The sequence below is a fragment of the Chryseobacterium aahli genome (genome assembly GCF_022699665.1).
Classification (GTDB): Bacteria; Bacteroidota; Bacteroidia; order Flavobacteriales; family Weeksellaceae; genus Chryseobacterium; species Chryseobacterium aahli.
In genome coordinates, this window is record NZ_JALDNB010000007.1 from 51890 (window position 1) to 64165 (window position 12276).

General features: G+C 34.0%; 14 protein-coding genes. 6 read left to right on the plus strand and 8 right to left on the minus strand.

The window, feature by feature from the left end; all coding sequences use genetic code 11:
* Positions 1 to 12: 12 nt before the first annotated feature.
* From MQX03_RS11935 to MQX03_RS11965, 7 genes are all read right to left on the minus strand, one after another.
* A complete protein-coding gene (locus MQX03_RS11935) occupies positions 13 to 513 on the minus strand; it encodes a low affinity iron permease family protein (protein ID WP_242803372.1) in 501 nt (166 codons plus the stop codon).
* Positions 514 to 573: 60 nt separating this feature from the next.
* Positions 574 to 1401 carry a GLPGLI family protein gene (locus MQX03_RS11940; RefSeq protein WP_242803373.1) on the minus strand — a complete coding sequence of 276 codons (828 nt, stop codon included), beginning with the start codon at positions 1399 to 1401 and terminating at the stop codon, positions 574 to 576.
* Positions 1402 to 1553: 152 nt separating this feature from the next.
* Complete coding sequence (gene rpsJ / locus MQX03_RS11945) at positions 1554 to 1859, minus strand: 30S ribosomal protein S10 (protein WP_002661363.1); 306 nt, start codon at positions 1857 to 1859, stop codon at positions 1554 to 1556.
* A 17-nt stretch (positions 1860 to 1876) separates the two neighbouring features.
* Positions 1877 to 3994 (minus strand): elongation factor G, encoded by a 2118-nt coding sequence (fusA, locus tag MQX03_RS11950; protein ID WP_129535121.1) that lies wholly within the window; start codon positions 3992 to 3994, stop codon positions 1877 to 1879.
* A gap of 6 nt (positions 3995 to 4000) precedes the next feature.
* Positions 4001 to 4477 (minus strand): 30S ribosomal protein S7, encoded by a 477-nt coding sequence (gene rpsG, locus MQX03_RS11955; RefSeq protein WP_028122161.1) that lies wholly within the window; start codon positions 4475 to 4477, stop codon positions 4001 to 4003.
* Positions 4478 to 4500: 23 nt separating this feature from the next.
* On the minus strand, positions 4501 to 4914 hold the full coding sequence (gene rpsL, locus MQX03_RS11960; RefSeq protein WP_027383325.1) for a 30S ribosomal protein S12: 414 nt from the start codon (positions 4912 to 4914) through the stop codon (positions 4501 to 4503).
* A 160-nt stretch (positions 4915 to 5074) separates the two neighbouring features.
* Positions 5075 to 6445 (minus strand): hypothetical protein, encoded by a 1371-nt coding sequence (locus MQX03_RS11965; RefSeq protein ID WP_242803375.1) that lies wholly within the window; start codon positions 6443 to 6445, stop codon positions 5075 to 5077.
* Positions 6446 to 6564: 119 nt separating this feature from the next.
* On the opposite strand from MQX03_RS11965, the gene MQX03_RS11970 reads away from it, so the two are divergent.
* The 6 genes from MQX03_RS11970 to MQX03_RS11995 all read left to right on the plus strand — a co-directional run bounded on the left by MQX03_RS11970 (position 6565) and on the right by MQX03_RS11995 (position 11903).
* Positions 6565 to 7041 carry a Dps family protein gene (locus tag MQX03_RS11970; RefSeq protein ID WP_242803376.1) on the plus strand — a complete coding sequence of 159 codons (477 nt, stop codon included), beginning with the start codon at positions 6565 to 6567 and terminating at the stop codon, positions 7039 to 7041.
* A gap of 88 nt (positions 7042 to 7129) precedes the next feature.
* The gene (pncB, locus tag MQX03_RS11975) at positions 7130 to 8308 is read left to right on the plus strand and encodes a nicotinate phosphoribosyltransferase (protein ID WP_242803378.1); all 1179 of its coding nucleotides are present in this window, start codon (positions 7130 to 7132) and stop codon (positions 8306 to 8308) included.
* Between the two features lie 13 nt (positions 8309 to 8321).
* Entirely contained in the window at positions 8322 to 8840 is a 519-nt protein-coding gene (locus tag MQX03_RS11980) for a YciI family protein (RefSeq protein WP_242803380.1), read from the plus strand.
* Between the two features lie 63 nt (positions 8841 to 8903).
* Complete coding sequence (locus MQX03_RS11985; RefSeq protein WP_242803382.1) at positions 8904 to 9659, plus strand: DUF5995 family protein; 756 nt, start codon at positions 8904 to 8906, stop codon at positions 9657 to 9659.
* Between the two features lie 61 nt (positions 9660 to 9720).
* Entirely contained in the window at positions 9721 to 11076 is a 1356-nt protein-coding gene (gene rmuC, locus MQX03_RS11990; RefSeq protein ID WP_242803384.1) for a DNA recombination protein RmuC, read from the plus strand.
* A gap of 59 nt (positions 11077 to 11135) precedes the next feature.
* Positions 11136 to 11903, plus strand: coding sequence for a TrmH family RNA methyltransferase (locus tag MQX03_RS11995; RefSeq protein ID WP_242803385.1), 768 nt, complete (start codon positions 11136 to 11138; stop codon positions 11901 to 11903).
* A gap of 143 nt (positions 11904 to 12046) precedes the next feature.
* Here MQX03_RS11995 and MQX03_RS12000 read toward each other — a convergent pair whose 3' ends face one another.
* A complete protein-coding gene (locus MQX03_RS12000; RefSeq protein WP_129535128.1) occupies positions 12047 to 12274 on the minus strand; it encodes a hypothetical protein in 228 nt (75 codons plus the stop codon).
* Positions 12275 to 12276: the final 2 nt, after the last annotated feature.

The window sequence follows — 12276 nt, forward strand, 5'->3', positions numbered from 1 at the left end:
AGAAAAAAGGAATCAAATCGATTCCTTTTTTTGTTTCTGCTCCTGCAGCCAAAGATCATGTTTCTTTTTAAAGGTTTCATGCTTTCTATTTTGATTTCTCTTGGCTGCATCTATAGAATGTGATGCATGAATATCTTCATCTTCTTCAGCAAAATCTGCAAGTTTCTCGTAATAACAGTGAATTTGGTCTAATTCCTTTTCAGTCAAATCCTCAATATCGACCATTCGGTTGCTGGCTTTTTCATTGGCAGCGATCAGCTCATTCAGCTTGATCTGAATGGCTTTTGAATCTTTATTCTGAGATTTCTGAATAAGAAAAACCATCAGAAAAGTTATTATCGTAGTTCCTGTATTGATCACAAGTTGCCATGTTTCTGAATAATTGAAAACAGGGCCTGAAACTGCCCAAATGACAACAATGGCTACGGCACTAAGAAAAGCATAAGAACTTCCTGTAAACTTTGTTGCCCAATTTGAAAATTTTTCAAATATGCTTCTATCTTCTTTTGACATTATTTTATTTTAATTAAATGTAATCAAAAATTCAGCCTCAAAATATAGAATACTTTTCTATTATTGTATAGGATAGCCTACTGCCTTATCAATTTCTATGGGATTGTTTTCTCTAAGCATTGTTTTTCTCCGTTCATCAGACATTCCTTTTATTTGCTCTAAACTTTTTATCTGTACTCCCATTACATAAAATGTATTTTCAGGATTGGTATTCGATTTAAATGATTCTGCAATATCCTGTAAAGGATTGTCATAAAGTTCCAATTGTTTTTTTGCAATTATTTTTTCAGTGACAGGAATTGGTTTTCGCCCCATAAAACTATCAAGAAATTGAGCTTCATACGTCTTGGGGAACTTCATGCTTTTAGACAACTTAAAAATAAAGTTTTTCTTATCGTCTTCAATCTCAAAAATCAATCCGGGAAGTCCTCGGAATTTGTATGGTCCTTCACTCAGATTAACATCTTTAGAAAACCACGCAATCCAATTTCTGCCACCAAAAGTTGTCGTTGCTTTCTGTAATGTGTACTGTTCTTCAACTTTTGTATCATTGAGAAGTTTCCAATTCATTTTATCTGTTGATTTGAGAGAGAAAAAATCTTTCAGCAAAATCAGTGAAGTATTTTCAAAAGAGTTCTTTTTTCTGATAAGAGCAGGCAGATGATCATCCCACCTAGATCTTCTTTGACCCCGAATAATATTTAGAGAATCAGTTTCAGCATAAGAATAGGGATAAAATTTAACATCATCAGCATTGATATCTAAAATCATATTTTCTGCAGCAAATTCTTTTGCCAATGAATCTGATTTGTATTGAAACTGATAAATAAAACGGTGCGTTTGTGCTGATAAGAGTAATGGAAATAATAGCAATATCAGTTTTTTCATATTTTAATTTTTAATCAAAAATATCAATAATGTTTGAATTAGATGAAATTTAGAGATTAGATATTTAGCTTAAATAAAATTTAAAGCAAAAAAAATCCCTCTTCTTTCGAAAAGGGATTATATTTAAGATGATAAGCCAAAAGGCTCAATTATCACACTTTAATTTCAACGTCAACTCCTGAAGGAAGTTCTAATTTCATTAGAGCATCAACAGTTTTAGAAGAAGAAGAGTAGATATCCATCAATCTCTTGTGAGCTGATAATTGGAACTGCTCTCTTGCTTTCTTGTTTACGTGTGGAGATCTCAACACCGTGAAGATTCTCTTATTTGTAGGTAATGGAATAGGTCCGTTTACAACAGCACCAGTAGCCTTTACCGTTTTTACGATTTTCTCAGCAGACTTGTCTACCAAGTTGTAATCGTAAGATTTTAGTTTTATTCTGATTCTTTGTGACATTTCTTTAATTTAAAAAATTAACCTTTTGCTTTAGCGATAATATCTTCAGCAACGTTTTGAGGAGTAGCCTGGTACTTCTCTAATTCCATAGAAGAAGTAGCTCTTCCTGATGAAAGTGTTCTTAGAGTAGTAACATATCCGAACATTTCAGATAATGGAACTGAACCTTTGATAACAACGGCACCGTTCTTTTCTTCTTGTCCACTGATAGTACCTCTTCTCTTGTTAAGGTCACCAATGATGTTACCCATATATTCTTCCGGAGTTACAACCTCCAATTTCATAATAGGCTCCATAATTACTGGCTTAGCAGCACGTCCCGCTTCTTTAAATCCTAATTTAGCAGCTAATTCAAAAGAAAGTGCATCAGAATCCACCGCGTGGAAAGATCCGTCTTTAAGAGTAACTTTAATACCTTCAACTTCGAAACCAGCCAAAGGACCGTTTTTCATTGCAGCTTTAAAGCCTTTTTCAATTGCAGGAACAAATTCTCTAGGAACGTTACCACCTTTGATCTCATTAACGAATTCTAAACCAATTTTACCTTCGTCAGCTGGTCCTAATTCAAATACGATATCAGCAAATTTACCCTTACCACCAGATTGTTTTTTGTAAACTTCTCTATGCTGAGCAACTCTTGTAAGATTTTCTTTGTATTCTACCTGAGGCTGACCTTGGTTTACTTCTACTTTGAATTCTCTTCTCATACGATCTACAAGAATGTCAAGGTGAAGTTCACCCATTCCTGAGATAATCGTTTGACCAGAAGCTTCGTCAGTTTTAACCTGGAAAGTAGGATCTTCTTCAGCTAATTTAGCCAAAGCGTTACCCATTTTATCTTGATCTGCTTTAGTTTTAGGCTCAACAGCGATACCAATTACCGGATCTGGGAAAACCATCGATTCTAGAACGATTGGGTTTTTCTCGTCACACATTGTATCACCAGTTTTGATAGATTTAAAACCTACCGCTGCACCAATATCTCCTGCTTCAATATAATCTACAGGATTTTGCTTGTTAGCGTGCATCTGATAGATTCTAGAGATTCTTTCTTTATCACCTGAACGAGTGTTCAAGATATAAGAACCTGCATCTAGTCTTCCAGAGTACGCTCTGAAGAATGCCAATCTTCCTACGAAAGGATCGGTAGCAATCTTAAATGCCAAAGCTGCGAACGGCTCATTAACGTCTGGTTTTCTGAAAATTTCAGCATCAGTTCTTGGGTCAGTACCTTTGATGTCATCTTTATCCAATGGTGAAGGCAAATATTTACATACTGCATCCAACATAAACTGTACTCCTTTATTCTTAAATGAAGAACCACAAGTCATTGGGATAATAGATAAATCGATAGTAGCTTTTCTAAGAGCTTCGTTGATTTCGTCTTCTGAAATTGAATCTGGATCTTCGAAGAATTTCTCCATCAAAGTATCATCATAATCAGCAACTGCTTCAACTAATTTCTCTCTGTATTCCAGAACTTCAGCTTTCATATCTTCAGGAATTGGCACTACTTCGAAAGTAGCTCCTTGTCCTGCTTCGTCCCAAACGATCGCTCTGTTTTTAATTAAATCAACTACACCTTTGAAATCTTCTTCAGCACCGATTGGCAAAACGATTGGAACTGCATTAGATCCTAACATTGTCTTAACCTGGTTTACCACGTTAAGGAAATCAGCACCTTGTCTGTCCATTTTGTTTACGAATCCCATTCTTGCAACTTTGTAGTTGTCAGCAAGTCTCCAGTTTGTTTCAGACTGAGGCTCTACTCCATCTACTGCAGAGAATAAGAATACCAAACCATCTAATACTCTTAAAGATCTGTTTACTTCTACTGTAAAGTCAACGTGTCCTGGTGTATCGATGATGTTGAAGTGGTAAGGCTTAGTTTCAGCTAATGGCTTACCTTGGTCTGTTGGGAAATTCCAAGAACAAGTAGTTGCAGCAGAAGTAATTGTAATACCTCTTTCAGCCTCCTGCTCCATCCAGTCCATTGTAGAAGCACCATCATGTACTTCACCAATTTTGTGGTTTACACCTGTATAGAATAAGATTCTTTCTGTAGTGGTAGTTTTACCAGCATCAATGTGCGCAGCAATACCAATATTTCTTGTAAATTTAAGATCTCTACTCATTTCTAATTAGAATTTAAAGTGTGAGAAAGCTTTGTTAGCTTCCGCCATTTTGTGAGTATCAGATTTTTTCTTGTAAGCAGCACCTTCTTCTCTTGAAGCAGCTACAACTTCGTTAGCCAATTTTAAAGCCATTGACTTATCATTTCTCTTTTTAGAGTAAAGGATTAACCATTTCATTGCCATAGAAATTTTTCTATCAGCTCTGATCGGCATAGGAATCTGGAAGTTAGCTCCACCTACTCTTCTAGAACGTACTTCTACGTGAGGCATAACGTTAGTTAATGCATCTTTCCAGATTTCAAGGGCAGTCTTTTCAGTTTCTCCTTTTTTTGCTTCTACAAGGTCTAATGCATCATAGAATATTTTGAATGCGATAGACTTCTTACCGTCTAGCATCAAGTTGTTTACGAATCTAGTTACCAATTGATCATTAAATTTCGGATCTGGTAACAACGGTCTTTTTTTCGCTTTTGTCTTTCTCATTGTTTCTGTACCTTATTTAATGATTATTTTTTCTTTCCTTTAGCTGGCGCAGCTGCTGCCTGACCTGGTTTTGGTCTCTTAGCTCCATACTTAGATCTTCTCTGCGTTCTTCCGCTAACACCTGCAGTGTCTAATGCTCCTCTTACGATATGATATCTTACTCCCGGTAGGTCTTTCACCCTTCCGCCGCGTACCAATACTATCGAGTGCTCTTGAAGATTATGTCCTTCGCCCGGGATGTAGGCGTTGACTTCTTTACCGTTTGAAAGTCTTACCCTTGCAACTTTTCTAAGTGCAGAGTTAGGTTTCTTAGGAGTGGTAGTATATACTCTCGTACATACACCTCGTCTTTGTGGACAAGAATCAAGGGCAGCCGATTTACTCTTCTTGGTGAGTGCGACTCTTCCTTTTCTTACTAATTGTTGAATAGTAGGCATTTAATTGCTTTTTATTTTAGGGTGCAAAATTATGAATAATTTTTTAATTGACAATAAGTTATGTGTAAATAAATATTTTTTATTGAAAATAAATTCGACAAAGAATCAGGCGTTTATCTCATAAATATTGACATTACTAAGATAATTCAATCTAAAAAAATTAATCTATAGAAAGTTGTGATGTATATAAAACTTCAGATTTGTTTCGCACCGTATCATACTTTAACCATTTTATTTTAGGATAAACGCTTCCGGCTAAACTTTCTTTAAGCTTTCCTTTCTGCTTATTGGTATGTTCATAATTGAACGTTTTCTTTATAATAGGTATCTCGTATGTCGTGAGTGTTTTAATATTTCTTTCATCATTAAATAAATATTTTTTGTTTTTAAATTTTGGCATCTGAGCTTTTATCACTTCTTTCTTAGTTAAATAATATGCAGGATCTTTTAAGCTGTAGGCAGTTAAAAAAACTAAGAAGAAACACGATATCCACCAAATCTTTTTATCATCAGCATTATATTTAAAATACAAGATAAGAAATGAAAAAAACAAACAGAAATTAGCCGCCGCCAAAAGCCTGATTCCCATTTCCTCAATCTGCTGAATCCAGCCAGAGAACAACAATGCAAATGTATAAACCACTGCAACTACCCAAAGTAAAACATGAAAATTTCTATGAGGAGCTCCCTTTGCTTTTTTGTAATATCTAAAGAAATACATAAAGATGAAAATATCTACCACTAGAATAAACCCTTGAAACAGTAAACTCCCTAAACTATTAGACGCAGGCTTTAACCCAATAAAAGGATCAATAACATTACAAACGCCTAACAAATCTCTTATTATATATAGGTACGTCATTCCACTTGGGGTTCCTCTTAATTGCTCTCCTGTAAAGCTTTTAAATTCTAAATAATTTACAAATAAATATCCTGAAATTCCGAAACCCGATAAAATCAAAAACAAGAAGAAGGCTTTAGCATAAATTTCATTTTTAATTTTAATAAAATTAAAAAAAAAGAAAACCAAAACTCCCAAATAAATAAAAACTGCCGAATATCTTATAGAAAACAAGCTGACTATTAATAAAGCCGCAATAACTGCATTTTTATATAACTTTTGTGGTTTGATAAGGATTTCATGTAAAAAATAAACAAGAAAATAAAGTACAAAAACAAATGCAGATTCAGAAACAGCCTGAGTAAAAACAAAGAAGAAAGTTTTACCCGCAAACAGCAATGTGGTCTCTCTGAAATAAAATTTCTTTTTGTAAGAAAAAACTAAAATAGAAATAGTAAATAGAAGATTAAGAATTTTATACGCCCAAAAATAATCTTGAAATATCAGATGAAAAAACTTAATCAACAAGGGATATCCCAAAGGAAACAAATTAGTTTCTGGTCTTGGCAAATCTTCCGCAATGCCAAAATACGAAAGACTGTCTGACATGATACCGCCAAAAGGTGTGAATATTGATTGTAAAAAATAGATAACGACAACAATTATCGCAAGTACTTTATATTTTTTCATGTTTGTTTAATAGCAAAATTTTAATACAAATTAAAAATACCAAAGATAAGTATCATCAATCATCTTCATACAATTTCGGCACAATATTTCCTGCCTTTAGTATATAAAAAATAAACATTATGAAAAACGCCAACATTATTGGGTTACAAGAAGCGGACTGTAAAAACATCTCAGAAAAACTCAATATACTTCTAGCCAACTATTCAGTATTCTATCAGAACACAAGAGGTTCTCACTGGAATATAAAAGGTGAACAATTCTTTACGCTTCACCCAAAATTCGAAGAGCTTTACAATAGTCTGGTTCTAAAAATTGATGAAATCGCAGAAAGAATCCTTACTTTAGGCGCAACTCCTGCACATAATTATTCAGATTACCTTCAGGTTTCAACAATTAAGGAAAGCAAGGAAGTAAGTGATGGGAACAAAAGTGTAGAAATCATTCTAAACTCTTTCAAAGTTGTTATCGATTTACAAAGAGAACTTTTAGACATTACTAATGAAGCTGGTGACGAAGGTACCAACTCTCAAATGAGCGACTATATCACCGAACAAGAAAAAGAAGTTTGGATGTACAACTCATACTTAGGAAAATAAAACAAAAATCATTTCATTGATTTCAAAATCGCCCGTCAAAAAGGCGATTTTTTTTATTTATTTTATTAAATTTATTTAAAATTAAAATATGTCCGAAATACGACTCAATTCAATACTCGACAACGATTTTTACAAAATTACCATGCAAAATGCCGTTGTCAAACTTTTCCCAAGCCAAATCGTAAAATATGAATTCATCAATCGTGGAAAACATCATTTCCCTGAAGGCTTCGACGTTGCCCTGAAAACTATTGTTGATAAAATGGCAGAATTGAAACTCACAAAAGATGAGAAGAAATTTCTGGCTAGAACTTGTCCATATTTAAATTTACCTTATTTAGATTTTTTAGAAGGTTATCACTACGACCCGTCAGAAGTAAAAATTACACAAACCGGAAATGACTTGAGCGTTATCGTAGAAGGACTTTGGTACAGGACCATTTTATGGGAAGTCCCTTTATTGGCTTTAATAAGCGAGCTGCATTACGAGATGAACCACATGGAAAGAGATTCTAACGACGTGGTAATGAGCAAAACATTAGAAAAAGCAGACTCATTAAATGACTTAGGAGTAAATTTCGCAGAATTCGGAACCAGAAGAAGGCATTCTTATAAAGTTCAGAATTTGGTAATGGAAGCTTTGACGCAGAAAAAAGATTCCACATTTATCGGAAGTTCAAATGTACATTTTGCGATGAAGTACAATGTAAAACCTATTGGAACACATGCTCACGAGTGGTTTATGTTTCACGGTGCAGAATTTGGCTTCAAAATGGCCAACGAATTAGCCCTTGAGCATTGGGTAGATGTTTATCGTGGTGATTTGGGAGTTGCACTTTCAGATACTTACACTACCGATGTTTTCTTTCAGCAGTTTGACAAGAAATTTGCTAAACTTTTCGACGGTGTACGTCACGACAGTGGTGATCCGTTTGAATTCGCCGATAAAACAATTGCCCATTACAAAAGCAACGGAATCAATCCTTTATTTAAATACATCATATTTTCAGATGCTTTAAATCTTGAAAAAGTAGAAGAAATCACCAATTACTGTAAAGGAAAAATCGGCGTTTCTTTCGGTATAGGAACCAATCTTACCAACGATGTCGGTTTAAAACCCATGAATATTGTGATGAAACTAATCGGAGTTCAAGCTTTAAACAAGGAGTGGATTCCTACAGTAAAACTGTCAGACGAACACGGAAAATACACCGGCGATCCTAAAATGATTGAGTTGGCAAAAGAATTTCTAAGAATTAAAGATTAATTAAAACATAAGAATGATGAAAAAACTTATTACACTAATTTTAATCTCATCCACTTTGACCTCTTGTTTTGTTTACAAAAAAGGTGAAGATGGAAAACCTGGAGCCCCAGGGAAAGATGGAAGTTCTGGCGATTCAAAAATCAGTTACAAGCAAAAGTTGGCTGACTCTCTAGGTGCGGATCAATACGGCATGAAACCTTATGTTATTGTAATGCTGACAACAGGTTCAGCAAAAATTGATGATAAAACAAAAATGGGAGAATTGATGAAAGGACACATGGAAAACATCGGTAAACTCGCCAAAGAAGGAAAAATTGTCATAGCCGGACCATTCTCAGGAAAAAACCAACGCGACTATCGTGGAATGTTTATTTTCAATACAAAATCTAAAGAAGAAGCCGAGTCTTGGGTAAAAACAGACCCCGCAGTTTCGGCTGGAGTTTTCAATTATGAAGTTTTCCCATGGTATGGCTCTGCTGCACTACCTCTTTATTTAAAGCATCATGACGAGATTGCAAAAGAGAATCCTTAAACAACAAACGGAAACCTTTCAAAACTGAAAGGTTTTCTTATCTTTAAGTAAAACTAAACCACCATGAAAACTATCGAAGAAGTTCTGAAAAAATTAGATGAAATTATCATTTGGAGTAAAGCAAACCAGAGTCCTATCGGCTATTTTGCTTGTACTTACAGAATAATGACCGCTCAGGTTTTGAAAGGAATTCGGCAGAAAAAATTTGAAGACAATCCAAGAATGGTTCTATTGGATCTCGCTTTTGCTAACAGATATCTTGAAGCTTGGGATAATTATAGTAAAGGGAAAAAATGCACAAACGCTTGGTATCTCGCTTTTGAGGCGACAAAAAATAAAGACCTTTTGATTCTTCAGCATATTTTTCTTGGGATGAATGCGCACATTAATTTAGATTTGGGAATTTCTGCAGCTTCGGTGATGCCTTACCGTAAAATAAATCCTTTGAAAAAAGATTTTGAAAACATCAATTCTGTTATTGCATCGATTAATCAAAATGTTCAGGATTCGTTAAATAAAATCTGTTATCCAATCAATCTTATCGACAAACTTTCTAACGGAAAAGACAATGTAATTTTAGATTTTGCGATCTCTAAAGCGAGAGAAACTTCGTGGACGACCGCCGTGATTGCTTCAAACACACCAAATTTCTTGAAAGAATCTGTAATCAATATCGTAGATTATGCCGCAGCAAAAGTTGCTTCACAGATTTTAAATCCCAAATTGCTTTCTTCGACTTTAGCCAAAGAATTGAAGAAATGTGAAAGCCATGATGTTGTGAAAAATATTGAAATTTTAGAGAAAACTAAAACCATATAATTACAGTAAGATTACTGTTAACCATAAAAAAAAATAATTCATTGTTTTGTAATTTTGAAAAATGGAAATCACTTATCTCATCATCGGTTGTTTTATTGGAGGAATTTTAGGTTCAGTGCTAATTTATTTTTATCTAAAGTCTTCAATGATTTCAAGAAAATCTTATGATGAACTGAATCATTTAAATATTAAGTCTAATGCAGATTTAGAAAACTCTAAATTCAAAATTCAGGATTTAGAACTAATTATTAAAAGTGAAAAAGAAGCCAATCTTCAGCAATCAGATCTTTTAAATGATTTAAAGGCCGAATTTGCAAAAGTTGCTGCTGAAAACACTTTTTTGAAAGCTCAAAAACAAGAAACAAAAAGAATTCAGGAAGAAGGAAAACTGCAGTTTGAAAATTTAGCCAACAAAATCTTAGAAGAAAAAACAGAAAAATTCACCAATTTAAATCAAACCAATTTAAAAAACATACTTGATCCTTTTCAGGAAAGAATTACTGATTTAAAAAATAAGGTGAATGAAGTTTATGAAAAGGAAAACAAAGAGCGCTTTTCTTTGGGCGAAAAAGTAAAAGAATTATCCTTACTGAATCAACAAATCTCCGAAGACGCTAAAAAACTAACCAGAGCATTGAAAGGCGAAAGCAAAACTCAGGGAAATTGGGGTGAAATGATTTTAGAAAGTATTTTAGAAAAATCAGGTTTGGTAAAAGGAAGAGAATATTTTCTGGAACATGAACTTAAAGATGAAGATAATAAAGCTTTATTTTCAGAATTTTCGGGTAAAAAAATGCGTCCGGATGCTGTTGTAAAATATCCAGACGAAAGAAATGTGATTATCGATTCTAAAGTTTCCCTGACCGCTTTTACAGAATTGGTTGATGAAACAGATTCAGATATTCACAAAATAAAAGTCAATCAACATTTGTCTTCTATTAAAACTCATATCAGCCAATTGAGCCAGAAAGCTTACGATGATTACGGAAAATCATTGGACTTTGTGATGATGTTTATTCCAAGCGAGCCGGCTTACATTGCCGCCATGCAGGCAGATCAAAACCTTTGGAATTTCGCTTATGAGAAAAGAATTCTACTTCTTAATCCGAGCAATCTGATTACTTCTCTGAAATTGATTGCCGATCTCTGGAAAAGAGAATATCAGAACAGAAATTCTATGGAAATTGCAGAAAGAGGGGCTAAATTATATGATAAATTTGCAGGTTTCATAGAAAATCTCGAGAAAGTCGGGAAAAATATTGATCAGGCAAAAAATGTTTACAATGATGCTTTTAAGCAATTATCTACCGGTAATGACAACTTAATTTCGCAAACTCAAAAGCTGAAATCTCTAGGAATTAAAAACAAAAAAGAGCTTCCACAAAGTCTGATTAATGGTATAAATGAGGATTTATGATGGTTAAATGATTTTTAAAAATTATTTTTGCATCAACTATCATTTATCAACCATCAATCATGATTATCGAAAGTTTTCAGAACGAAAAAGTAAAAAACATCACAAAACTTTTAACGGATAACCGTTTCCGAAAAAAATCGGGTGTTTTTGTTGTGGAAGGACAGCAGGAAAACGAAAGAGCTCAGAAATATCATTTTGAAGCTGAAGAATTCTTTGTTTGTGAAAGTATTTTCAAAGGAGAACTTCCGAAAGAGAAAATCTATTACGTTTCTGAAAAAGTCTATGAAAAAATAGCCTACAGAGGAAGTTCTGAAGGAATTATTGGGATTTATAAAGCAAAAGAAGCTGCATTGAATACTTTTAAACCTAAAGAAAACTCAACCGTAATCATTGTTGAAGGCGTTGAAAAACCAGGGAATTTGGGAGCCATTCTGAGAAGCTGCGAAGCTTTCGGAATTGATGCTTTGATTATTGCTGATGCAAAAACAGATTTCTACAACCCGAATGTAATCCGTTCCAGCGTGGGATGTTTGTTTGGAATGGAAGTTTTTCAGGCTGAAAATCAGGAAACCTTAGAATTTCTTAAGGAAAATAATTTCAACATCTACACAACCATTATGGATGAAACTTCTGAGGATTTATATAAACGTGATTTTACGAAAAGATCTGCTGTTCTATTTGGAACCGAGCATTCAGGACTAAGTGAGTTCTGGTTTGGAAAAGGTAAGAATACATTAATTCCTATGTCAGGAAGTATTGATTCTCTAAACTTGAGTAATGCCGTAGCAATTACCTGCTATGAAACTTTGAAACAAAAGAAAAATTAAAATTGATTAAAGTAGCGTTTTCACATTCTTTGATTTAATTAAAATTCAATAGTGTAAAGACTACTTTGCGATTCGTCATTATAAGACATAAAAAAACCGCTTCGCTAGGCGAAACGGTTCTTTTATTCTTTTGTAACTACTAATTACTTAGCAACTTTAGCAGAATCAACTTTTTTCTCAACAGCAGTAGTAGCTGAATCAGCTTTTTTGTTGATTGTATCGATAGCAGCGTTAGCTGTAGAATCGATGTTTTGAATAGCTGAATCACCTTTGTTCTCTAAAGAATCTGTAGCTGTAGTTGTAGCTTCACCTTTCTTACAAGCAACTAAAGAGATTGCAGCAATAGCAGCTACGAATAATGACTTTTTCATAA